Consider the following 23,763-nt stretch of genomic DNA (forward strand, 5'->3'; position numbering starts at 1 on the left):
TGGCACCTGGCAGACGTGGTCTATCTGAACCCGGAGCGAACTAACGCGTCGGTCGAAATGTATAAGCACGCAGCGTAACGGTTCACGCGACAACTACCTTGACACACACCGGCCGCCGCAAAGAAAAGTAGGCAAAAGAAAGCGGCTAGAAGCCCCTGCTAAGCGGGTCCCGCAGCTCGCTCAGGGCAGTGGTGCGACTGGAATCCGTGTTCTCGCACACTCCGCGTTAGTGACAAAGGACTCATCAGCTCCCACTCCGCACTGCGTGCGTCGCGGACGGGTATGCTTGGGAAACCACGGGGTTCGGTTGAGGTTTGTGCGGGCCGTCGGCTTCGCCTCGGCGAGGCGCGAGCGCCGAAACGTAGCGATTGGTTTTATGAGCGGCTCTTCGGCGCGCGCAGCGCCGCCGGAAGTATGACGCCCTTGTCACAGGCATATGCAGTGGCACGAACCCAGATTCCAGATGCACCACTACCCGTTGCAGACCACAGGCCCCGCTTAGCATTAGCGGTTTGAGCTGCTTTCTCTTGCCTACTTCTCTTTGCAGCCGGCAAAGAGAAGTAGGTGCCGCCCCGCACAGGGGCAACGCTAATAGACCACTAACAAATCAAGGAAAGGCCAAAGCCCCAGGAACACGGCCAAACAAGCGCCGCGCAGGCAAAAAAACTCACTCCTCCGCATCATGCTCAATCACAAACCGCCGCAAATAAGCCAGCACAGCGGCTTCCACCGCTCGATGATCAGCGGTGCTCTTAGACCCCGCATTTTCCTCATCGCCAAACAACGAGGACGGCGCATTATGCACATCCACTTCCTGGCCTTCGCGAAACACGCGAATCTCGTGAACGTCTTCGGCGTACTCGGCAACCCAATGCACGCCTTCGATATGCGCGCCTGCGCGAACGGTAGGTATCTTCATGGACGTCTCCCGTCGGGTCGGACCAAGGCGCCAACCCTTGCTCTCACCATACGCCGTCCAGTTGCCAGGCGCGAGCCTTGTCACCCAATTTCCTGAAGTTTCGCTGCGCCGCAGCGAACGTCCCCCGGCACACGCGTTGCTGCATGTCCAAAGCCAACAGCTAACCGGAGGACCGTCATGCCCGAACAGAAAACCATCAAGCGTGCCCAAGCCGACAAGCGTGCCGCCAAGGCATCGAGCACCCAGGCAGGGGAATTCGTCAAGGAACAGATCGATAAGGTGCGCGCCGGCAAGCACGGTGTCAGGTCGGCCAAGCAGGCGATTGCAATCGGCCTGTCGGAAGCGCGGCGCGCAGGCGTCGCCGTGAAGTCGCCGAAAAAGGGTACCGCGAGTGAGGCGACCCGCAAGAAAGCGCAGAAGGACAACGGCGCGGGCCAGCACAAGAGCACGGCGAAGAAGAGCGCGAGCAGCGAATCGACAGCCATGCGTTCACGTGCCGCGACCAATGCATTGAAGCGCGAAAGCACCGAGGGGGCATCGCACAAGGCTTTGTCGAAACAAACGAAATCGGCAGCGGCCAAACGGCCGGCGGCCAGCCGTTCCGCCGCGGCGAAGAAGGCCGCAGCGACTAAGGGTGCTTCAGGGCGCTCGGCCGCAGCTAAAAAGGCTGCGCACACGAGGGTTTCGCGCGCGCATCGCTGACGCTATCGCCTGAGCGGGCGTGACACGGGCAACCAAAACGCGGCGCGCGCCACCCACGCGCGCCACATCTCTCAGTCTTACTGCACCGTCGCCAGCACGTCGCCCACCGTCTTGAAGATATGCGCGATCTGCTCTTCATCGATGATGAGCGGCGGCGAGAACGCAAGGATATCGCCGGTAAAGCGCACCAGCACACCCGCCTCGAAACACTTCACGAACGCTTCGTAAGCACGCGCGCCCGGCGCGCCGTCGCGCGGCTCGAGTTCGACGCCCGCGATCATGCCGAGGTTGCGAACGTCCTTCACATGCTTCGCGCCGCGCAGCGAGTGAGCAGCGGCTTCGAACTTCGGCGCCAGCGTCGCCGCGCGCTCGAACAGGCCTTCGCGGCGATACAGGTCGAGCGTTGCAACGGCGGCCGCCGCCGCAGCCGGGTGGGCCGAATAGGTGTAGCCGTGGAACAGTTCGATCGCGCCCTGTGCGCCGGCGTTGACGATCGTGTCGTGGATCGTGCGGCTCGCAGCCACTGCGCCCATCGGGATCGCAGCGTTGTTGATCGCCTTGGCCATCGTGATCAGGTCCGGCGTCACGCCGAAGTATTCGCTCGCGGTTGCCTTGCCGACGCGGCCGAATGCGGTAATCACTTCGTCGAAAATCAGCAGGATGCCGTGCTTCGTGCAGATCTCGCGCAGCTTCTGCAGATAGCCTTGCGGCGGAATCAGCACGCCCGTCGAGCCGGCCACCGGTTCGACGATCACGGCGGCGATCGTCGATGCATCGTGCAACGTGACGATGCGTTCGAGTTCGTCGGCGAGATGCGCGCCCCAGGCGGGCTGGCCCTTCGAAAATGCGTTGTGTTCGAGGTTATGCGTGTGCGGCAGATGATCGACCGCCGGCAGCAGCGCGCCGGAGAAGGTCTTGCGGTTCGGCGCGATGCCGCCAACCGAAATGCCGCCAAAGCCCACGCCGTGATAGCCGCGCTCGCGGCCGATCAGACGCGTGCGCTGGCCTTCGCCCCGCGAACGGTGATACGCCAGCGCGATTTTCAGGGCGGTGTCGACCGATTCGGAGCCGGAGTTCGTGAAGAAGATGCGGTCGAGGCCATTCGGCATCAGTTCGGCGACTTTGGTGGCCGCTTCGAACGCCAACGGGTGGCCCATCTGGAATGTCGGTGCGAAGTCGAGCGTGGACAGTTGTTCGGTGATCGCGGCGACGATTTCGTCGCGGCCGTGGCCGGCGTTCACGCACCAGAGACCCGCGCAGCCGTCGAGCACTTCACGCCCGTCCGTGGTGCGGTAGTACATACCCTTGGCCGATTCCAGCAGGCGCGGCGCGGCCTTGAACTGGCGGTTGGCGGTAAAGGGCATCCAGAAAGACGACAGGTCGTCGATGACGGGGCGCGAAGTCATGATTTTCTCCTCGAAGTGATAGCGAAACTGTAGCGTCCGCGGTTTAATGGCGGCATAAACAGTTGACGCAGTGTGGTGCTAACTGTGTTGGTGGATTTGCGCTAACTGTGTCGATCGCGCGACGATGCCGCGGTGACTTAACTTGACGCTTTATCTGGCGCCTTCCGGGCCATCTTTCTGGCAACGCAGCCGGCCCTCGCGACCGGCTTTTCAGTCCGAACCATGATCGAACTACAACTTGAGCGCGACCGACGCGCCGCTCCCACGCTCGTCGAGCAGGTCGTGCAGGGCTTCGCGCGTGCCATCGAGGCGCAGTCGCTGCGAGCCGGCGCGCTGCTGCCCTCAGTGCGGCAGTTGGCGCAAAGCCACGAACTGAGTACTTTCACGGTGACCGAGGCCTACAACCGTCTCGTTTCGATGGGGCTCGTGGTAGCGCGGCGCGGTTCCGGTTATCGAGTGGCGGCGCGCGCGCAGTCCGCGCGGGCGGCCCCGACCGACTGGCAGCCGCCGAGCCTGACCGCGACCTGGCTGCTGTCCGACGTGTTCGCCGACCATTCGGTGCCGATCAAGGCGGGCGGCGGCTGGCTGCCGAACGAGTGGATCAACGAGACGGGTTTGCAGCACGCGCTGCGTGCAATGAGCCGCGTGCCGGCGGCGCGACTCGGCGACTACGGGCATCCATACGGCTTCGCGCCGCTGCGCGAACGGATCGCCGAGCAACTCGACCGGCGCGGTTTGCCGGTGGATGTCTCCAACGTACTGCTCACGCAAGGCGCGACGCAAGGGCTGGATCTGATCGTCCGCACGTTGCTGCGCGCGGGCGACGCCGTGATCGTCGAAGATCCCGGTTACTGCAATCTGCTGCAGATTCTCAAGCTGGCGGGGCTGGTGGTGCATGGCGTGCCGCGCACCCCGGCCGGCGTCGATACGGACGTGCTCGAAGCGTTGGTCGCGCAGCACAAGCCGAAAGCGATTTTCGTCAACACCACGCTGCAGAATCCGACCGGCGCGACCTTCGGCATGTCGGCGGCGTTCCGTCTGTTGCAGATCGCCGAGCGTCAACGCATGTGGGTGATCGAAGACGACGTCAGCCGCGAACTGGCGCCGTCGGGCGCGCCTTTGTTTGCCGCCATGGAAGGCTTGCAGCGCGTGCTCTACGTGGGCGGTTTTTCGAAGACGGTGACGCCGGGGTTGCGTTGCGGCTACGTGGTCGCCGAACGGGCGGTCTTGCGCGAACTGGCGCGCACGAAGATGGCGGTGGGCTTGACCTCGTCGGAAGCGATCGAACGGATCGTCGACAAGGTGTTGCTCGAAGGGCGGTACGCGCGTCACGTGGAAGCCGTGAACGAGCGGCTCAAGCTCGCGCATGCGACCGTCGAAGAGCGGCTCGACTCGCTTGGTCTGGAACTGTTTCACCGGCCGCGAGCCGGTCTGTTCCTGTGGGCTCGCCTGCCGATCGAAGCGGAGCGCGCGGGCGAGGTGGCGACGGCCGCGCTCCAGCACGGCATCTGGCTCGCACCTGGCTCCTATTTCCGTCCCGACGACGCCCCGAGCGCGTGGTTCCGCTTCAACGCGCCGTACTCGACCGACGACGCGTTGTGGCGCTTCATCGAGCGAGTCGGGCAGGGTGCGATCTAGCCGGGCTCGATCTTAAACTGACTGGCCGAGCAGCTTGAGCGCGATCGGATACAGCGAGAGCACCAGCAGCAGCGCCATGGCGACATTGAAGATGCGCAGCCGCTTCGGGTCCGACAGCACTTTGCGCATCGCGGTGCCGAAGCCCGCCCACAGGCAGATGCACGGAAAGCCGATCACGTAGAAGATCACCGCCATCGCGATGGCGTTCACGCTGGCGCTCTCGCTAAGGTGGATCGTCGTGGCGGCGGTCAGGACCATCATCCACGCTTTCGGATTGACCCACTGGAACGCAATGGCTTCATGAAACTTCATGGGCCGGCGCTCGCCTTTCTTGACCTTCAGCTCGCCCGACGTGCCGATTTTCCACGCGAGGTACAGCAGATACGCGACGCTCGCGACTTCGAGCACGGTGTACAGCACGGGAAAGTGCACGAAGGCTTCGCCCAGACCAATCCCCACCGACAGCATCAACAGCACGACCCCGGCGCTAATCCCTGAAAGATGCGGCAGCGTGCGGCGAAAGCCGAAGTTGACACCCGAAGCCAGCAACATCGTGTTGTTCGGACCAGGCGTGATCGTGGTGACGAGCGCGAACAGAATACCGGCGGGCAGCGCGCTGAGGCTGAGGTAGGACATGGACATGGGTGGCTCCGAGGTTGGTCGATAAGACCCTCGGAGCATTCTAGCGAACCACGCCGGTACAGTACCTATACGGTTTGTGGGATGGTGTCCGGTACGGACGACGGTACCGGACCGCCTTTCAATGCGCAGCCGCGGCCGCGTCGCTCGAACCGCCAGCCTTGCCTGGCTTCGTGATCCAGATGAGCGGAATGATGATGATCATGATGATCGCGGCTCCATAGAACACGTCATTCAGCCCCAACATGGCGGCCTGCGACTGCACCGTATGATCGAACAACGCATACGAAGCTTGCTGGCTCAGGCCAAGCGCCGAGTGGTAGGTGTTCATTTGCGCATTGAATATCGGGTTGGTCGGACTCGACTGCTGCGTCAGAATCTCATGATGCATGATCGTCCGGTTGTTCCATACGACGTTCGCCAGCGACGTACCAATGCCGCCAAAGAACACGCGTCCGAAGGTGGACAGCCCGGCCGCGGCCGGCACCTTTTCGGGCGGCTGTCCTGACAGGATGATCACGGTGAGCGGAGCAAAGAACAGCGCCATCGGAATACCCTGCAACAGGGTCGGCAGGATGATGTACCCCTCGCTGATGTCGGTATAGAAAAACGTGCGCATGAAGTAGACAATCGCGAATCCGATAAACGCGAACGTGCCGATAATGCGCGCATCGGAACGCGGCAGAATCTTGCCCATGATGGGGGCGCCGATCACCGCGAAAATGCCCAGCGGTGCCGTAGCAAGCCCTGCGTCGACAGCCCGGTATCCCAGGTACTCCTGCATCCACTGCGGAAGCAGCACCAGCGTTCCGAAGAAGATCCCATACGCCACGGCAATCGAAACGGTGCCGCCAAGGAAGTTGCGCTGCTTGAACAGCGTCAGGTCGACGATCGGATTCTTTTCCGTCAGCTCCCAGATAATGAATGCCGCGAGACCGACTGCGGCAACGATAGCCAGCACGACGATCGTGCTCGACGAGAACCAGTCGAGATCCTTGCCCTTGTCCAGCATCACCTGAAGCGACGCGACCCAAACAATGAGCAGCACTAGCCCGACAACGTCGATTGGCAGCTTTCTGGCCGGCGTATCGCGCTTGCGATAAAGAAGCCAGACCATCGCGGCTGCGAACAGCCCGACCGGGATGTTGATATAGAAGATCCACGACCAGCTATAGCTATCCGTTACCCAGCCGCCGAGCGACGGCCCGACAATCGGCCCGGTCACCACGATCATCGAGAACAGCGCGAGTGCCAGCGAGGATTTCGCCTTTGGCCACGAACTGAGCAGCAATGCCTGTGACATCGGGATGAGCGGCCCGGCAAAGGCTCCCTGCAGCGCGCGCGCAAGCAACAGGATCGGCAACGTCGGCGCAATGCCGCACAGCCAGGATGCGAACACGAACAACAATATCGAACCGACGAACAGCCGGACCTGTCCCAGCCTCTGCGTCAGCCAGCCGGTCAGGGGAATCGCGATTGCATTCGCAGCGGCAAAGACAGTGATGACCCACGTGCCTTCGTCGACCGAGACGCCGAGGTTGCCGGAAATGGTTGGAATGGCGACGTTGGCGATCGACGAATCGAGCACGGTCATGAAACCCGCGAGACCAACGCTCAGGGAACCCAGAGCGAGTGTCGCCCCGGTCAGCGGCGGGTGATTGGGATGGTTGGTGGTCATGGTGATACGGCTGTCCTGTGTCTGGCAAGAAAGACGCGGCATCCTTCACGTGCCGCGGTCCGATGAGCGGGGGTCATTCGTTTTCGGCGATGATTCGCGCGATCGCGGCATCGGCCTCGTCGCCGTACTTGGCGAAAACGTCGGTCTTATAGGACGACGTGGACTGCGTACCGAGTTGGGCGCCGGCAGGGTCCTTGACGTTGACATCCACGTTCATTGAAAGACCCACACGCAGCGGATGCTTTTCCAGTTCCGCAGGTGGAATCTCGATGCGCACCGGCAGCCGCTGCACCACCTTGATCCAGTTACCGGTCGCGTTCTGCGCAGGCAACAGCGCTAGTGCCGATCCGGTGCCCGGCGTAAAGCCCACCACCTTGCCGTGATAAACGACGGAGGAGCCGTAGACATCGGCTGTCAGCTCAACAGGCTGGCCAACCCGGATGTGACGAAGCTGCCATTCCTTGAAGTTCGCATCGACCCAGACCTGCTCTAGCGGCACCACCGACATCAGCGCCGCGCCGGGTGACACGCGCTGCCCGACCTGAACCGAGCGCTGTGCGATATATCCGGTCACGGGAGCCGGCAACGTGGTGCGCGCGTAAGCCAGGTAGGCGTCGCGAACGTGGGCGGCGCTTGCCAGTACGTCCGGATGCTTCTCGACCGACGTGTTGGCCGTCAGCGCGCGATTGGCGCCAAGCTGCTGCCGGGCTGCCTCAAGCGAAGCCTGAGCCGAGCGGACCGCGTCACGTGCATGTGAGATTTCCTCGTCCGACACCGCCCCCGTCATGCCAGTGGCAAGCCGGCGCTTCAGATCGTCCTGCGCCTTCGAAAGATCCGACTGGCGTTCAGCGATATCTGCACGGTATCTGTCGTCGTCGGCATACAGGCCATGGACTCTGCGAACGGTTTGGCCCAGATTGGCCTCGGCCTGTTGCAACGCAATCCTGGCGTCCGCTGGATCGATCTGGACGATCGGTTCGCCCTTCCTGACGATTTGCGTGTTATCCGCATTGACGCCGATGACGGTTCCCGTGACCTGCGGCGTAATTTGCACGACGTTGCCGTTGACGTAGGCGTCGTCCGTATCCACGTGATGACGCGCTTCGACGAAATAGAAAGCGCCATACGCAGCGCCTGCGATCGCGAGCGAAGCGGCAAGCAGCGAGAGCAGGAGTTTGCGTTTGCCGGGCTTCTTTTCCGGCTCTTTATCCGACGGTGACTGAGGTGCGTTCATGGGTAGCTCCAATAAGGTTTGAGGTGCGCCGTCCTGCTGCTGCGCTTGACGGTCGATCTGGTCGTTCATTGAGTGGTCGTGGTGTTGGATCGCGCAGGAATCGGCGTCTCCGTGTTCGCAGCAAGGCCAGCGTGAGAAGCATCGAATCCACCGCCCATTGCCTTGATCAGTCCGATCTGCATGCCGCGGCGATTCATTTCGAGGTTCACGACGGCCGTTTCGGCGGCGAGCCGGTTGTCGTCGGCGTTCAGCACCTGCAGTTGCTGGTTCAAGCCCGCCTTGTATCGAACGAGCGCCAATTGATAGGCATTGGTCTGCGCATCCAGTGCCTGCTGCGCGTCGATCAGTTGGCGGTCGGTCGAATGGATCTGCGTGACCTGCGTGGCGACATCGGATAAGGCGTTGATCAACGTCTGGTTGTAGGTCGCGACGTCGTAATCGAAGTCCGCATAGCGGCCCTTCAGTTGTGAGCGCAGGGCGCCGGCATCAAAGATAGGAAGATGGATCGCCGGTCCTGCCTGAAGCTGACGGCTGCCGGCCGTAAGGAGCCGGCCCCAGCCAAACGCGTCCAGTCCTGCCGCCAGGGAGAGATTGACGTCCGGGTAAAACTCAGCCTTCGCTTCCTTCACATCGTGAATGGCGGCATCAACTTGCCAGTAGGCCGCAACGATGTCCGGGCGACGCGAGAGCAGGTCGGCGGGCAGGTTGTCGGGAAGCGCGACGCTCGCACCGTCGCCAAGCGATGGATTGGCGATGCTGAGACCGCGGTCCGGGCCTTCGCCAAGCAGGGCGGCTAGTTGGTAGCGGACGGTCGTAATCTGGCCATCGAGGTCGCTGACACTGGAGCGGCTCGTCGCGGTTTCGCCATAGGCGGTCTGCCGTTCAACGTTGGTGTCGAGTCCTGCGCCCACGCGCCCATCTGTGATTCGCCCGATGTCCTCGCGATTCTTCACTTCGCGCAGTTCGATATCACGCAGCGCATAGAGCTGCGCAAGATGGTTGTAGGCGCTTGCCACCGACGCGGCCACGGAGATGCGCACCTCCTCGGCTTCGGCGTCGGCCACCTTTTCCTGCGAGACGGCCTGACGCAGCTTCTCCCGATTCTTGCCCCACAGGTCGAGGTCGAACGAAGCACTGGCGAGCACATTGTTCTCGCTCTGCCACGTGCCGTTGTACGGAGGCGGAACGATGCCGTTGCCGGTATAAAGCTGTCGCGTCCACGCGTAGCTGCCCGTTACGTTTGGGTAGAGGGTCGAGTTGGCACTGCCCACATATGACGTTGCTTTCTCGATGCGGGCGCGGGCCTGTTCGATGGTTGGATTGCCCTGTAACGCCTCGTCGATCAATGCCGGCAGTTGTGGATCGCCGAACTGTTTGGCCCAATCCATTGCGGGCCACTGTCCGCCTTCGGCGGGCAAACTTTGCTTCGTCTCAAACTTCGCGGGAGGCTCGATCTGCTTGTCGCTCTTGATGCCGGCATAGTTGACGCAGCCGGCCAGGCCGAGCGCCGCTACCGCCGCGGCTATCGAGGCCACCCATGCGCTCGCTCGGAGTTGGGGTCGGTCGTGGTTCATGATGGTTTCCGTTTTCCTTTGGCTGATCTGGGTTGTATGGCTTTGCATTGCTTGAAGTGCATATGCACACAATAGGGTTCAACTATTTGCTTATCGATCTACGAGGTGAATAAGTCTGTTGCGTTGGGGTTATCTTTCGGACAGGTAGCTCGTCATGCGAAACAGTTCACTTCGCAGATGCGCTGCCTGTTGCTGGCCAAAACTGCGTTCGAAACTGGCCTGTGCTGTTGCCCAATGAGCAGCCGCTTCGTCGAGCTTCGTCAGTCCTCTTCGGGTGAGTACGACTCGCAGCCGCCGATTGCTTTGCGGTTCGGCAGGAGCAAGCACGAGGCCGCGCCGGAGCAGGGGTTTAAGCGCTCGAACGAGGGTCGTTCTGTCCATCACCATCGCTTTGGCCAACTCGGCCATCGTCAGATTCGTACAGCGACTCAGTGTTCTGAGGACGCTGAACTGCGTTGGCGTGATGCCGACCTCAGACAAATGACGCTCGTAAAGCTTTGAAATATGTCTGGATGCCTGACGGAGAGCAAAACAGTCGTCGTCCGGAAGATCGTTTGAGTGCATACGCACAGAGTAATGCGGCCCCCGCCGGGAAGCGATGCCGGCTGGATTATCAGTTTGTTGTCGTTTCGTGCACCAATCGACTCATCCCGCCCTTTTTTGTTTCCGGCGCGCTTCACAGGTCGTCTTTGCTCGACTAGCGCGATGTCGCCAGCGTTTCGAAGAAGGCAGCCGCATAGTCAATAAACGCACGCACTTTGGCAGGCAGCAGGGTCCGGTTGCTATAAGCGAGCTGGATTTCGACGCTATCGTCGACAAGCTGCGAGCCGGTGAGCAGCTGGACGAGCTTCCCCGAGGCCAATTCGTTCTCGACAAGGGCTGCTGGCACGACACCGATTCCGAAACCCTGCAGCACCATTTCCAGGTTGAAGGCGGGGCTGTTCGACGAAACATCGAAGCGAAGCGGAACGCTCAGCTCGTCCTCGCCAAGCCGGAAGCCGATGGCGGGGCGACGAATGGACGGCGACATCGGCACAAAAAGGTGGCTGGCCAGTTCCGACGGATCTCCCGGCGTTGACGACGCCTGCAGATACTGCGGCGTCGCGACGATGACAACCGGAATGCGTTCGAGCAGACGCACGACCGTCGTTTCGCTCGTTAGCATGTACGGAAGAATGAGGCCAAGGTCGAACCCGTCGCCGACCAGATCGACCGGTCGCTCCGTCAGCGTCACGTCGAGCGTGACCTTCGGATGGGCCCGCTTGAATCCGGCGATCAGGGGAACCAGCCGGCTTACTGTCACCGTCGTATGGGCGACAAGGCGCAAGACGCCACCCGCTTCACGTGTCTGGTTGGCTACGTCCGCTTCGAGTAGATCCAGATCGTCCAGGATACGCACGCAGCCTTCGTAGAATCGTTCCGCGGCTTCGGTGAGTGAGACCTGCCGGGTCGTCCGGTTTAACAGCCGGCATCCGATCCGCTCTTCCAGCCCCGCGATCGCCCGCGACACCGCCGGCCGGGCCAGCCCATGAATATCCGCCGCGCGGGTGAAACTCTTCAGTTCGACCACCGAGCGGAAAATGCGTAGGCTTTCGATATATTCCATGATGAGATCTCGTCGACCAACGGGAACAAAGGATGGACGGAATGCCGTTTTCAGCGTCACCGGACGTTCCAGTTGCGAACCCTGTCTCCCATGGTATTTCGCAGGATAGGCAACGGCTGAGCCGGCGACAGAAAACAGTCTATGCCACAGCGGCTCTGCCTTCATGTCCGATAACCACGTCGCCGCGGTTAAAAAATCGTGAAGCCGCTTGACAGTCTATCTATGAGTAGATATATTTCACTCCATGGAACCGACAACGACAGTGCGCGAACAGATCCTCGACCACGCAATCACGCTCATCATGCTGCGTGGTTACAACGGGTTCAGTTACCGTGATCTGTCCAGTCTGGTGGGCGTAAAAACCTCGAGCATCCATTACTACTTTCCGTCGAAAGACGATCTGGTTCTGGAGGCGGTGAATGCGTACAGCAACGAGGTATTGGGTGCGCTCCATGGTATTAACGCTTCGTTGGCCGCGGACACAAAGCTGAGCAAGTACGCGAAGCTGTTCGGCAGGACCCTCGGTGACGGCAATCAGATCTGCCTGTGCGGCATGCTGGCTGCAGACATCGAATCACTGCCCGACAACATCCGCCAGGCCGTGCAGGCGTTTTTCAAAGCGAACGAAAACTGGCTCGCCAAGGTTCTCGCGCAAGGCGTGCAGGAAGGGACACTGGCGGTGAACGGCAAACCGGAAAACGCGGCGCGGGCGTTGTACGCGGCTTTTCAGGGAAGTGTGCTGGCAAGCCGTCTGTTCCACACCAAGGCCCGGCTCGAAGACGTCGAGGCAACGGTGCGGATCGCGAAGTGAAGCTCGCATCGCTGTAGTCGGGTAGTCAGGTATGGGGCGGTACGCCGCCTCTTTGTTTGGCCCACTTATCTATCTTTGAGTAAATAGATAAGTGGGGAGTAAAGCAGGAAATGTGAAGTAGCCAGGAAGAGCCTGGTTTGTCTGTTTAATTTTGCGGATAAATCTATCTAGTAGTAGATAGCAAATCCAGTCAATCACTCTTGTAAGGAGCCTCACCATGTCACTCGAAAAAGTCCTCTACCGCGCTCAAGCTCATGCCACCGGTGGCCGCGATGGCCGCGCCGTGGTGCCCGCAGGCAACCTCGATTTCAAGCTGACCACGCCGAAAGAACTGGGCGGCGCGGGCGGCGAGGGCGCCAATCCGGAACAGCTCTTCGCGGCCGGCTATAGCGCCTGTTTCCTCGGCGCGATGAAATTCGTCGCCGCACGCGACAAGATCGCCATCCCCGCAGACGTCGCGATTGACGGCAGCGTGGGCATCGGCGCGATCCCGAATGGCTTTGGCATTGAAGTGGAACTGAAGATCTCGCTGCCCGGCATGCCGCGCGAAGCGGCGCAAACGCTGGTCGACAAGGCGCACATCGTTTGCCCGTACTCGAACGCGACACGCGGCAACATCGACGTCACCCTGACGATCGTCTAAGCCTCAGCCTCTCACCGTCACGAACCTGGAAAAAATCATGAAGACCCTCAAGCCTTTGCTGCTGGCCGCCGTACTTGCAACCAGCGCGACTCTCGCCATCGCCGCGAGCCCGGCAACATCCGCCTCGCCCGATCTGGTGACCAGCCAGTTCCTGCATGCGTTGAACAGCGGCACAGGACCGGCAATCAACACGCTGACACCGGCAGAGGCGCGTCAGGTGCTGGTCGGCGCGCAGAACAGCGTGAAGGTTGATCTGTCCGGCATCGATGCGTCGAACAAAACCATCGAGCAGGACGGTATCAGCGTGCCGATCACGATCGTACGGCCGCAAGGCGCAACGGGCACGCTGCCGGTGTTCATGTTTTTCCATGGCGGCGGTTGGATCCTCGGGGACTTCCAGACGCACGAGAGGCTGGTGCGCGACCTCGTCGTGCAATCCGGGGCTGTGGCGGTGTTCGTCAATTACACGCCGTCGCCCGAAGCGCGTTACCCGGTGGCGATCAATCAGGCGTATGCGGCCACCAAATGGGTCGCGGAACATGGCAACGAAATCGGTGTGGACGGCAGCCGCCTCGCAGTCGTGGGCAACAGCGTCGGCGGCAATATGGCCGCGGTTGTATCCCTGATGGCGAAGAACAAGCAGGGTCCCGCAATCCGCTTTCAAGGCCTGATGTGGCCGGTGACGGACAACAATTTCAACGACGGCTCGTACAACGCCTATCCGGAAGGCCACTTCCTGACCCGGCCGATGATGAAGTGGTTCTGGGACGCGTACACCAAGGATCCGAAGCAGCGCAATGAGATCTACGCGTCGCCGCTGCGCGCTTCAGTGGAGCAGCTGAAGGGCCTGCCGCCAGCGCTGATCCAGGTCGCGCAGTTCGACGTGCTGCGCGATGAAGGCGAGGCCTATGGCCGCAAGCTCGACGCCGCAGGCGACGAAGTCACCGCGGTCCGCTACAACGGCACGATTCACGACTTCGGCTTGCTTAACGCGCTCGCCAACGATGCGCCGACCAAGGCCGCAACGAGACAGCTTGCCAACGAATTGCAGGCGCGTCTTAAGTAAGCTGTACCGCCTTGACCGCGGCGCGCTGCATGACAGCGTCGCGCCGCGGTGGCCAGCATTATTTCCTTCCGTATGTAAGCCGATTACCGAACCGACAGCCTATGGCGCTCCATGTCCGATAGCAAAATAAACGGTATATACTGTTTATACGGTTATCAACACGGAGAGACCACATGACAACACCCGTTACGAAAGAGCACACCAAGAAGGCGTTCCACTTCCCCAAGAGCTCGTCCAAGCGCGCAGTAGATGGCGCCGAGCCGGTAGTCGCGGCGGAGCAGCCGGCGGAAACGGCGCCTGCCGTCGAAAAAGCGTCCAAAGCGAAGCGAGCGGCCGCCGCGGAAGTAAAGCCCGTCGTCAAGAAAGCAGCTAAAAAAGTGAAACGCGCGGCGACTGCGGAAGCGAAGCCCACTGTCAAGAAGCCGGCCAAAGCAAAGCGCTCGGCAACCGCGGAAGCGGCCCCTGTCGTCAAGAAGGCAGCTAAGGCGAAGTCCTCGGCAGCAGCGGAAGCAAAGCCTGTCGTCGAAAAAGCAGCCAAAACCAAGCCCGCGGCAACTGCCGAAGCGGCGCAAACCACCAGGAAGGCAGCCAAGCCGAAGCGTTCCGCAACTGCGGAAGCCGCGCCTGTCAGCGCTCCGGAAGCCAAGAAAGCCAAGCAGCCGAAGAAAGAGAAAGTCGTGCGCGACAGCTTCACGATGCCGAAGTCGGACTACGACATGATCGCGTCGCTCAAGCAGAAGTGCCTCGACGCCGGCGTGCCGGTGAAGAAGAGCGAGCTGTTGCGAGCAGGCCTGATGATGCTGGAGTCGGCCGCGCCGCAGCGCCTGCTGGCCGCGGTGTCGTCGCTCGAGACAGTGAAGACGGGGCGTCCCGCGAAGGGTTAAACCCTGCCGATGCAGGGTTTAGAAGAAAGCGTGCCCGCCCGGGCGGTGTCGGACTGCAGCACATCCGGCTGCAAGTTCTCGAGCCGCAGGGGCGGGTACGAAGCATCATCATGCCATCGCCAAATTGTTGGTAGGTGACGGACAAATTACGCCGCACCGCCAGCAACTTCCCTGTGGATCCGCCTGGCACGTTGTGCCGCTGCCGTTTTGCAGGGCAGGTTGCCAGATCCGCACAGGCGAGCTTCGCCAGCCTCCTCAGCTCCCCACCGGCGAAGCCAGATAATTCCAGTCGTGCAGGAAAATCTGCTCGAAGTAAGCCGCGGCGTCGGCGCTATGGATGATCAGGCCCGCATCGCGATTGCGCAGCGTGCCGTCTGCTGACCAGTTCTGACTGCTGACCATGACGACATTTCCGTCGACCACGATTCCCTTGTTGTGAACGTTCGCCTGCCGGCGCAGCACGGACGACGGCACGCCCGCCGCGACCAGCTTTTCGACCCATGCGTCATTCTGGAACTGACTGGTGATGAGACGCACGTCGAGGCCACGGTCGATCAGCGCCTTCACCGCCGCAATCAACGCGTCATGTTGTGCATCGTCCGGGCGTCCGCTCGGATGGATATATTGGGTCTGCATGTAGAAGCGCTGCTGGGTGGATTCGATGAGCGCCTGAACATGCGGCTGATAGTTGTCGGGCGTGAGTAGCGGCTGGATCTGTACGGTATCGCTCAACGTCCTGGGCGCGAAGAACTGGCGCGGGGCTTTGCCGGCTGCAAACGCGTCGATCGGAACGTCGAGAGCGGCGGTCCCGGCTCCCGGAATATCCAGCCCCATGGCCTTGGCTTGAGTTATCGCGTCGTGAGAGACGGTGTAGTCGTTCTGCAGGAACGCGCGAAACGTGCTGGCCAACGCCTTGCTCGTGACAATCACATGCCAGTCCCGATCGCTCTTCTCGGCGAGCTTGCGCGCGGCTGCCACGTCCGACAGATCGATCTCCGGCTGATTGCTGTTGTTCCAGTTGCCCGAAGAGAGCCAGAAGGTATCGTCTTCGCGCACGGCGACCTTGATGTGATACGCGTTCGGATAGATCCAGACGGGTGCCTTCGGATCAGCATTGGTGAGCGCCCAGGTGCCGGCGAAGCGCGCGCCGAGCTTGGCCGAGAGATCGGCCTGGGTTTGCTCGTCGGTCTGGTCGGCCGTGGGGTTCTTGGCGGGATGGTCGAGCGTGAGCGTCAGCTTCTGATCTCCGGCGAACGCGGACTCGACTGCGGTGAGAATGTGCTCCGATGTGAAGTCGTATATTCCCACCACCAGTTCTTCGCGAACGCCGGCGATGAAATTCGATAGCTCCGCCCATCCGGCATCGGGACTCACGTGCAGTACCAGCGAGACCTGTTCCGTCACCGCATCGAGACTCGCGCCGGGCGCCGGGACGTACGGAATCTCCTCCTTGCGCGCACGGGCAGCGACGAACGCCTGGAGAGGCGCAGGCGGACTCGCGAGTGCGTTGCCTTGTCCGTCGAAGAACACCTGGTCCGCGAAATCGGGTTGGCGCAGTTCATGGCGTGCTTCAGCCAGTGCGCAATAGCGCGAGGGGTCTAGCGCTTGCATCGACTCCATGGCGTCGGCGGCGCGTACATCGACGGGTACGCCGTCGATCTGCTTCGGCAATGCGGCTTGCAGCGCTGTGAGCCTGTCCACCGCCACGGTGACGACAATGGCACGCATCACAGCGCGTCCAGGCGCCGGCCATTGCAAGCCGCTACGCACGGACAGCACGCCTGCTTGCCGGAACGACTCGGCGTGCGTGTCGAGCACGGTCCGGATGTTGATCGCTGGAGTTTCCCGTGCAGAAACGGCGGTGTCGGCAGGGTCCGTCTTGAGGCGAGCGAGCGCCGCCGAGAAAAGAGCCGCGCCGGTTGGCAACGCACTGGCGAATATCATGCGGCGCGCGTCCCGCCGTTCCACCGCCGGCGCGCTGGCTTTCAATTGCGAGAGCGGCTGAGGCAATTGCGTCAAGCCGTCGACGAAGCTGCGCAACGACCGTCCGCCCGTCAGCGATCCGCCACCGGGTTGCCCGGATGCGAGATCGATAATTTCGGGCGCGCCGAAATGCCTGACCTGCTGCAACTTGTTGTTCTGCGGGTTGAACCAGGTGAGATAGCCATTAGGCAGCACCTGACGGGGCCGCGAGATCTTGCCACTGAAACTGTAGCGTGCGCCTGACGTGCCGGCAGGGTCGAAATAGTTAGGCGTGTAGAAGTCCGAGACCAGCACGTCGTCGATCAGATAGGCGCAGGTTGCGTCTTCGGGCGGATCGCAAATCTCGACCAGGTATTCGACCTTGCCGTCACCGTCCTGCACTTCATTGTCGATGATCGTTACTGCATTGGCCGCGGTGAGGCGGTTGCCGCCCGGATCGACCAGCATTTCGAGTATCTCGTGACTCGCCGACAGCGACCACGTATTGCCGGCCAGGACAACCGCGAACGGCTGGTTGTGCTCGGTCAGGTGAAAGCCGGCGGCTCCCGTTTGAACCTCGTCCACCACGTAAACTGGCCAGACGCCTGGGTCGAGATGGTCGATGGATTCGAGCGCGACGACGGTGCCCGACACGTTCCAGATCGGGGCGAGATCGCGGCTGATCTGCAGGTTGAGGGCCTGCGCGACACGGACGACATCGGTGTAAGGTACGGCGGCGGATTGCGACACGATTCCAACGCGGGCGGTCAACATGGCATGTCTCCAGGGTGAGGACGGAACAGCTCATGCCCAGCGTGACGCGTTGTTATGGCGTGGCCATGACAACAGTGTGTCCGTCCCGCAACGCGGTCACGATCGGGTCACACATCTGCGCTCTAGACGACTGGTCTAATTGAGGCCATAATCCGCTTCCTATGAGAGCTAGCCATCCCCACATTCGCCGGCACATCCTCGACGCTGGGCGCGCGCTGATCGCACGCAAAGGCTTTGTCGCGGTCGGGCTGAACGAGATCCTGACAACCGCCGAGATCCCCAAGGGCTCCTTCTATCACTACTTCGGCTCGAAGGAATCGTTCGGCAGCGAGTTGCTGCAGCAATACGTTGCCGACTACGCGGTGCGTCTCGACGAACTGTTCGGTCGGCCCGGTGTCAACGGCCGCGACAAGCTGCTGAGCTATTGGGCTGCCTGGCAGCAGGAGCAACTCGATCAGGACGGCGACGAAAAGTGCCTGGTGGTGAAGCTGAGCGCGGAAGTCGGCGACTTGTCCGATGAGATGCGCGTGGTGCTGCGCGACGGCGTCGACCGCTTGATGGTGCGTCTCGCTTCCGTAATCGAAGAAGGTCAGGCGGACGGCTCGCTTTCGCCGGAGATCCGGGCTCGGGAGGCGGCCGAACTCCTGTACCACATGTGGCTAGGCGCGGCGCTCATCACCAAGCTGCGACAGGACGGAAGCGCGATGGCGCAAGCCATGGCGGTCACACAGAGCGTCCTGCGCGCGGCGTGACATGGCGGCGGCTGTGATGCTGATGAGTTTCCTCGAACAGAAGCATCAGCCGAAGCACTCAGAAAACCATCTACAGAAGCACCCAGAGAAGCACTCGCAGAACCCCTCACTCCGCGCAGAACGGAGTCCTCATCGTTGCACATTCCAGGAGATCGACTTTGCGTAGCGTTATCTATTCCTCTTTCGGCAATCCCGCCGAGGTGCTGCAGGTTGCGGAACGTCCCACGCCGAATCCCGGCGCGGGCCAGGTGCGCATCAAATCGACCTTGTCGCCGATTCACAATCACGACCTGTGGACGATTCGCGGTCAGTACGGCTACAAGCCGAAACTGCCGGCCGTGGGCGGCACTGAAGTCGCCGGCGTGATCGACGCGATCGGCGAAGGTGTCGAACACCTGAAGCCCGGTCAGCGCGTAGTGGTGGCCGGCATCTATGAGGGCTGGGCCGATTACGTTCTGGCGCCGGCGGCAGCGGTGGTCCCGCTGCCTGACGCGATCAGCGACGAAGTAGGTTGCCAACTGATCGCCATGCCGCTGAGCGCGGTCATGTTGCTCGAATATCTGCATCTCGAGCCCGGTCAGTGGTTCATCCAGAACACGGCGAACGGTGCGGTCGGTAAGACTCTGGCGATGCTGGCCAACGCGCGCGGCATCAACGGGGTCAATCTGGTCCGGCGCGAGGCGGGCATTGCGGAATTGGCCGAGGTCGGCATCGGCAATGCAGTGTCGACCGAAACCGAGGGCTGGAAGAAGCAGGTTCGTGAGATCGTCGGCGATGCGCCGATTCTGGCCGGTGTCGATTCAGTGGGCGGCGACGCCAGCGGTGACATCTTCGGTCTGCTTGGCGAAAACGGCACCCTGGTGTCGTTCGGCGCGATGTCCAATGAACCGATGCGCCTTAGCTCCGGCGATGCGATCTTCAAACAGGCGACCGTCAAGGGTTTCTGGGCAAGCAAGATTTTCGAGGTCACTTCGGGCGCGGATAAAGCGCGAATGATCGGCGAATTGCTGAGGCTCGCTGCGTCGGGCGAACTGAAGCTGCCGGTGGAAGCCGTCTTCGATGTCGAGAACGTGGCGCAAGCGGCAGCGGCGAGCGGGAAGAGCGCGCGCAAGGGCAAGGTGCTGTTGCGGTTCTAACGAGCAGCGTGTCGCTGCGTCGGTGCACCAAGGTGTGCCGCGCAGTGTCATGCTGATGCCCGTTCGCAAGGCTCCCCAATGCCTGCCCACATGAGCCGTCGAACGGTTTCGGGGCAGGCGTTGGCCGCACTTTCTCTCATCGACTCAACAACCTACTCCATGATCGAAGTCCATCATCTCAACGAATCCCGTTCGCGCCGCATTACCTGGTTGCTGGAAGAACTCGGCCTCGACTACACGCTCGTTCAATACCAGCGGAATCCGCAGACCCGTCTCGCTCCGCCGGAGCTGACGGCGATCCATCCGTTGGGCAAGGCCCCTGTGATTCGCGACGGCGAGAAAGTGATTTTCGAGTCGGGTGCGATCGTGGACTATCTGATTCGCCGCTATGGCAACGGCCGCCTCGCCCCCGCATACGGAACCGACGAGTACGACCGTTACGCGCAGTTTCTGCACTATGCGGAAGGCAGCGCCATGCTGCCGCTGATGCTGAAGGTGTACACGGCGCGTCTTGGCGACGGTGCGGCTCCGTTGCAACCGAGAATCGAAAGTGAGTTGCAGAATCACTTCGGCTTTCTGAATCAGGAATTGGCCGGCCGCGATTACCTGATGGGCGATGAATTAACGGGCGTCGATATCCAGCTCTCGTTCGTCGCGCAGACGTGCCTCAAGTTTTGCGGACGCGACGCGTTCCCGAATATCACAGCGTTTGTCGATCGCATCGAAGCGCGCCCCGCGTACCAGCGTGCGATGGAGAAGGGCGGCGCGTAAGTCTGCTGCAACCGGCCATCAAGCCGGTTCGCTCAAGGCCGGTTCATTGGCGATCTGTTTGATGATCGCCTCCATCAAGCCTGGAAACCGGGCGTCCAACTCGTCACGCCGCAGCGAATTCTGATGCACGGTACCGGCAACGCGCGTGCGCACCAGCCCCGCTTCACGCAGGATCCGGAAGTGATGGGAGACGCTCGACTTGGGACGACCGCCGTCGAGGTCGCCGCAAGTGGCCTCGTCGACCGTTGAAAGCTGACGGACGATCTCGAGGCGCACGGGGTCGCTAAGAGCATGAAAGAGCCGTCCGAGCGTGAAATCCTCGGCGGCGGGATGGGTATAGGTGCGCATTGTGCAAATGATAAAGGTTTCTGCCATACTCCATAGTTCGATGTTTGTCGAACTACCGTACAAGCATGTTCACAGGAGTGTAGCCCGATGTCAGCATTATTTCAGCCCTACAAGCTCAAGGACGTTTCCTTGCGCAACCGTATCGCCATTCCGCCGATGTGCCAGTACACCGCCGAAGACGGCCTGATCAACGATTGGCACCGCGTCCACCTCGCCGGTCTGGCGCGTGGCGGTGCGGGGCTGGTGATCGTCGAGGCGACCGCCGTGTCGCCCGAGGGCCGTATCACGCCGGGCTGCGCGGGCATCTGGACCGACGAGCAGGCGCAGGCTTTCGCGCCGGTCGTCGCGTCGATCAAGGCAGCGGGCGCCGTGCCGGGCATCCAGATCGGCCACGCGGGCCGCAAAGCCAGCGCCAACCGTCCGTGGGAAGGCGACGACCACATCGCCGACAACGATCCTCGTGGCTGGCAGACCCTCGCGCCGTCCGCGATTGCGTTTGGCGGCGGCCTGCCGAAAGTACCGAAAGCGATGACGCTCGACGACATCGCCCGCGTGCGCGAAGATTTCGTCGCCGCCGCTAAACGGGCCCGTGATGCGGGTTTTGAATGGCTTGAGCTGCACTTCGCACACGGCTACCTCGGTCAAAGCTTTTTCTCGACGCACTCCAATCAACGCGATGACGCGTACGGCGGCAGCCTCGAAAACCGCAGCCGCTTCCTGCTGGAAACCCTGGCCGCGGTGCGCAAGGTATGGCCTGAGCATCTGCCGTTGACGGCGCGTTTTGGCGTGATCGAGTACGACGGACGTGACGAGGAAACGCTCGCCGAGTCGATCGAACTGGCGAAGAACTTCAAGCGCGAAGGGCTGGATATGCTGAGCGTCAGCGTGGGCTTCTCCACGCCTGCCGCACGTATTCCATGGGCGCCGGCGTTTCTCGCGCCGATCGCAGAGCGTGTGCGCCGCGAAGCCGGTATCGCCGTTTCGTCGGCGTGGGGCATCGATACGCCGGAACTGGCCGACCGCTCCGTCAAGAACGGGCAACTGGACCTGGTGATGGTCGGCCGCGCGCATCTGGCCGATCCGCACTGGCCGTATCATGCGGCGCGCAAGCTGGGGATTGAGCGTCCGTCGTGGACGCTGCCGGCGCCGTACGCGCATTGGCTCGAGCGTTACGCCGTCGCTTGAACGTTGCAGGACGCGTACGCTAAGCGAAGGCTCTGAAAACGTAAAAAGCGCGTGGCAGGGTGTGAATTTCATTCACTCTGCCACGCGCTTTTTGTCGTTCAGGCCTGCTGCGGATTGCTTATCCTTTGACGTGCTCCGTCGAGAGCCAGCCGCCGCTTACACCGATCTGCGCCACCTGTTTTGCCACCGCGTCGGCGAGCCGCTTGGCGTCCGCTGAAACGCCAGCCTTCTTGGTTTCGGAGACTGCGTGCAAGCCGCCGCCCACAGCAGCCGAAGTCGCGATGCTTCCGGCTGCCGCTCCCACGCCGGCTGTTTCGACCATGCCGGGTGCTTTGCCGCTGTCGCCGGTAGCATTGAAACTTTGCACCAGCCGCGCGGTGCCGCCAGCCGGCTTGTAGAGAATCTGCACGGAGCTGCTCACTTCGCTCTTGCCTGCGCCCAGACCGATCAGCACGCGGCGGCGGCGATTGCCCGCGTCGATCGTGTCGAAGCTGCCTTGCACGAGCAGGACGTTCTGGTCGGCCGGGGCGGGAATGTCCGAGCGAATCGCGCGCAGCCCCATCGATTGCAATTGATGCACGATTTCGTTGGCCACCTGCTCACGCACGGCGATCGCATCGGCCGATTGCTTTTCCGCAGCGGACGAACCGTCGAGTTGCGACTTCAATTTCTTAAGCATGCCGCCGTTGTCCAGTTTGACCTGATCCGGATTGGTGTCGAAGGTGTAGACATAAATATTGTCCGGGCGCACTTGCGGCTGTGCGCTGGTCTGGGTCGCGTTGTTGATGCTGCCGCCGGCGCAACCGGTCAGGAGCGCGCTGCCGCAGACCATGGCGACGCATGCAAAACGGGCGGCATTCTTTTTGAGGAAACTCACTGAAGTGAACATGTTCATCCTGTCGTCGGCACGCGGTGCCGTTAGCGTCGAATGCATCTTCCGATGATCGGGCAACCGTGGGATCGTTGATCATCGGGGTTGCATTCGCACACGCGTTTTCACGCAAAGCACCCTTGATCTCATGCGTCTTTTTTCGTACGCACCGGCAGCGAAACGAAGTATGGGCGAGTCACTTCCCGAACTCCATTCAACAATTATTTCGCGCAATGTCACGGCGAAACATGCGGCTGTGGGGCAGGTTTGGCATGGGGTGAATGCGACGGCAGAGTGTCAACTCAAGGCAAGTTTGACGATGCAGCAAAGAACGAGGACGAGCAGGGCGGCGGCGACGGCCAGATTGAGCGGATAGCGCATTGTTCACCAGGCACTAGCGTTACGATGCTCTCATCCTAATCACCTGAGGGAAGATGAAAAGTGGGCAGTGAGGCGGCAATGTGCGACAGCTAACGCAGCGCGCCGAACGGCTGCGCTGCTTTTCGACGGGAGCGCTTCCAACCGATTTTGTGTCGGGACGAATTGCCGTGTCCCTTGTTCTGGGTTGGAATTGCCGGCCGTTCGACGGCGTGATGATCGGGTCCGCGCTTTATTGCGCAGCGGGCGCTTGCACCTCTGCCGGCATGCCGCGCGGCTGCCTGTTCGTCGCCACGAGATCTTCCGACAGACTGGTGCGTAGCGTAGCAATCGCCTGGTCTGGATTGGCCGGCTTCAACTGCTCGCGGGCCAGCGAGTCGTACACGTAGTGGCGCAGCATCGGATCTTGCGTCTTGCTCAACACCTCGTGATACACGGCGACGATTTCGCCTTCACGTCCGCTCATCGCATACAGACGGCGCAACTGTTCCAGGTCGTTGACCACCGCGAAACCCGGACCCATCGGCCCATGCGGAAAAGATGGCCCGTCGCCGTGATGCGGCTCGCCATGCGCGGGGCCCGAAGCGGGCGGCGGCGCGGCCGCTTCCTGTGCCAGCGCGCCCGTGGCGGCCACGGTCAAAACGGCGGCCAGTGCCGCGCTCAGCAATCCTTTTTTCATGATGTCGCTCCCAGTGAGACAGCACCGGCGCAACGTGCGCCGGTGCATTGGAAACGATAGTCGACATGCCGTTTTGTCGGGTTACTGAAGCTATCTTGTAACTTACA

22 protein-coding genes are annotated in these 23,763 nt (G+C 61.6%); 10 read left to right on the top strand and 12 right to left on the bottom strand.

Annotated elements, in window-relative coordinates:
• Window positions 1–667 precede the first annotated feature (667 nt).
• The gene (locus KHO33_RS21840; RefSeq protein WP_054040320.1) at window positions 668–919 is read right to left on the bottom strand and encodes a hypothetical protein; all 252 of its coding nucleotides are present in this window, start codon (window positions 917–919) and stop codon (window positions 668–670) included.
• A gap of 177 nt (window positions 920–1,096) precedes the next feature.
• On the opposite strand from KHO33_RS21840, the gene KHO33_RS21845 reads away from it, so the two are divergent.
• Window positions 1,097–1,621, top strand: a complete 525-nt coding sequence (locus KHO33_RS21845) for a DUF6496 domain-containing protein (RefSeq protein WP_200567290.1) — start codon at window positions 1,097–1,099, stop codon at window positions 1,619–1,621.
• A gap of 77 nt (window positions 1,622–1,698) precedes the next feature.
• Here KHO33_RS21845 and KHO33_RS21850 read toward each other — a convergent pair whose 3' ends face one another.
• Window positions 1,699–3,027, bottom strand: a complete 1,329-nt coding sequence (locus KHO33_RS21850; RefSeq protein ID WP_054040322.1) for an aspartate aminotransferase family protein — start codon at window positions 3,025–3,027, stop codon at window positions 1,699–1,701.
• A 222-nt stretch (window positions 3,028–3,249) separates the two neighbouring features.
• On the opposite strand from KHO33_RS21850, the gene KHO33_RS21855 reads away from it, so the two are divergent.
• A complete protein-coding gene (locus KHO33_RS21855; RefSeq protein ID WP_054040324.1) occupies window positions 3,250–4,665 on the top strand; it encodes an aminotransferase-like domain-containing protein in 1,416 nt (471 codons plus the stop codon).
• A gap of 12 nt (window positions 4,666–4,677) precedes the next feature.
• Here KHO33_RS21855 and KHO33_RS21860 read toward each other — a convergent pair whose 3' ends face one another.
• From KHO33_RS21860 to KHO33_RS21885, 6 genes are all read right to left on the bottom strand, one after another.
• Window positions 4,678–5,301 (bottom strand): LysE family translocator, encoded by a 624-nt coding sequence (locus KHO33_RS21860; RefSeq protein WP_054040326.1) that lies wholly within the window; start codon window positions 5,299–5,301, stop codon window positions 4,678–4,680.
• A gap of 124 nt (window positions 5,302–5,425) precedes the next feature.
• Window positions 5,426–6,982, bottom strand: a complete 1,557-nt coding sequence (locus tag KHO33_RS21865; RefSeq protein WP_200567289.1) for a DHA2 family efflux MFS transporter permease subunit — start codon at window positions 6,980–6,982, stop codon at window positions 5,426–5,428.
• Window positions 6,983–7,055: 73 nt separating this feature from the next.
• Window positions 7,056–8,216: an HlyD family secretion protein gene (locus KHO33_RS21870; RefSeq protein WP_054040402.1), complete on the bottom strand. Its 1,161-nt coding sequence runs from the start codon at window positions 8,214–8,216 to the stop codon at window positions 7,056–7,058.
• A 65-nt stretch (window positions 8,217–8,281) separates the two neighbouring features.
• Complete coding sequence (locus KHO33_RS21875) at window positions 8,282–9,790, bottom strand: efflux transporter outer membrane subunit (protein WP_200567288.1); 1,509 nt, start codon at window positions 9,788–9,790, stop codon at window positions 8,282–8,284.
• 129 nt (window positions 9,791–9,919) lie between these two features.
• Window positions 9,920–10,354, bottom strand: a complete 435-nt coding sequence (locus tag KHO33_RS21880; protein ID WP_054040328.1) for a MarR family winged helix-turn-helix transcriptional regulator — start codon at window positions 10,352–10,354, stop codon at window positions 9,920–9,922.
• Between the two features lie 133 nt (window positions 10,355–10,487).
• The gene (locus KHO33_RS21885; RefSeq protein ID WP_200567294.1) at window positions 10,488–11,396 is read right to left on the bottom strand and encodes a LysR family transcriptional regulator; all 909 of its coding nucleotides are present in this window, start codon (window positions 11,394–11,396) and stop codon (window positions 10,488–10,490) included.
• A gap of 244 nt (window positions 11,397–11,640) precedes the next feature.
• On the opposite strand from KHO33_RS21885, the gene KHO33_RS21890 reads away from it, so the two are divergent.
• The 4 genes from KHO33_RS21890 to KHO33_RS21905 all read left to right on the top strand — a co-directional run bounded on the left by KHO33_RS21890 (window position 11,641) and on the right by KHO33_RS21905 (window position 14,800).
• A complete protein-coding gene (locus KHO33_RS21890) occupies window positions 11,641–12,207 on the top strand; it encodes a TetR/AcrR family transcriptional regulator (protein WP_054040330.1) in 567 nt (188 codons plus the stop codon).
• A 217-nt stretch (window positions 12,208–12,424) separates the two neighbouring features.
• A complete protein-coding gene (locus tag KHO33_RS21895; RefSeq protein WP_054040331.1) occupies window positions 12,425–12,850 on the top strand; it encodes an organic hydroperoxide resistance protein in 426 nt (141 codons plus the stop codon).
• Between the two features lie 37 nt (window positions 12,851–12,887).
• Complete coding sequence (locus tag KHO33_RS21900) at window positions 12,888–13,916, top strand: alpha/beta hydrolase (RefSeq protein ID WP_200567287.1); 1,029 nt, start codon at window positions 12,888–12,890, stop codon at window positions 13,914–13,916.
• Window positions 13,917–14,089: 173 nt separating this feature from the next.
• On the top strand, window positions 14,090–14,800 hold the full coding sequence (locus KHO33_RS21905) for a hypothetical protein (RefSeq protein ID WP_200567286.1): 711 nt from the start codon (window positions 14,090–14,092) through the stop codon (window positions 14,798–14,800).
• 255 nt (window positions 14,801–15,055) lie between these two features.
• On the opposite strand, the gene KHO33_RS21910 is transcribed toward KHO33_RS21905, so the two are convergent.
• On the bottom strand, window positions 15,056–17,536 hold the full coding sequence (locus tag KHO33_RS21910) for a phospholipase D-like domain-containing protein (RefSeq protein WP_200567285.1): 2,481 nt from the start codon (window positions 17,534–17,536) through the stop codon (window positions 15,056–15,058).
• A 161-nt stretch (window positions 17,537–17,697) separates the two neighbouring features.
• Between KHO33_RS21910 and KHO33_RS21915 the strand changes: the two genes are divergently transcribed.
• The 3 genes from KHO33_RS21915 to KHO33_RS21925 all read left to right on the top strand — a co-directional run bounded on the left by KHO33_RS21915 (window position 17,698) and on the right by KHO33_RS21925 (window position 20,195).
• Entirely contained in the window at window positions 17,698–18,288 is a 591-nt protein-coding gene (locus KHO33_RS21915; protein WP_054040336.1) for a TetR/AcrR family transcriptional regulator, read from the top strand.
• 158 nt (window positions 18,289–18,446) lie between these two features.
• Window positions 18,447–19,424 carry a zinc-binding dehydrogenase gene (locus KHO33_RS21920; protein WP_054040338.1) on the top strand — a complete coding sequence of 326 codons (978 nt, stop codon included), beginning with the start codon at window positions 18,447–18,449 and terminating at the stop codon, window positions 19,422–19,424.
• A gap of 90 nt (window positions 19,425–19,514) precedes the next feature.
• Complete coding sequence (locus KHO33_RS21925) at window positions 19,515–20,195, top strand: glutathione S-transferase family protein (protein WP_321207610.1); 681 nt, start codon at window positions 19,515–19,517, stop codon at window positions 20,193–20,195.
• Between the two features lie 18 nt (window positions 20,196–20,213).
• On the opposite strand, the gene KHO33_RS21930 is transcribed toward KHO33_RS21925, so the two are convergent.
• Window positions 20,214–20,543 (bottom strand): ArsR/SmtB family transcription factor, encoded by a 330-nt coding sequence (locus KHO33_RS21930; protein ID WP_054040413.1) that lies wholly within the window; start codon window positions 20,541–20,543, stop codon window positions 20,214–20,216.
• A gap of 87 nt (window positions 20,544–20,630) precedes the next feature.
• Between KHO33_RS21930 and KHO33_RS21935 the strand changes: the two genes are divergently transcribed.
• Window positions 20,631–21,728, top strand: a complete 1,098-nt coding sequence (locus KHO33_RS21935; RefSeq protein WP_200567284.1) for an NADH:flavin oxidoreductase/NADH oxidase — start codon at window positions 20,631–20,633, stop codon at window positions 21,726–21,728.
• A gap of 118 nt (window positions 21,729–21,846) precedes the next feature.
• Here the strand turns inward: KHO33_RS21935 and KHO33_RS21940 are convergent, their stop codons facing one another.
• Both KHO33_RS21940 and KHO33_RS21945 read right to left on the bottom strand, forming a co-directional pair.
• Entirely contained in the window at window positions 21,847–22,617 is a 771-nt protein-coding gene (locus KHO33_RS21940; protein WP_200567283.1) for a DUF4410 domain-containing protein, read from the bottom strand.
• A 592-nt stretch (window positions 22,618–23,209) separates the two neighbouring features.
• A complete protein-coding gene (locus tag KHO33_RS21945; protein WP_200567282.1) occupies window positions 23,210–23,656 on the bottom strand; it encodes a hypothetical protein in 447 nt (148 codons plus the stop codon).
• Window positions 23,657–23,763: the final 107 nt, after the last annotated feature.

It is taken from the genome of Paraburkholderia nemoris, from assembly GCF_905221015.1.
In the GTDB taxonomy this organism is placed as follows: domain Bacteria; phylum Pseudomonadota; class Gammaproteobacteria; order Burkholderiales; family Burkholderiaceae; genus Paraburkholderia; species Paraburkholderia nemoris.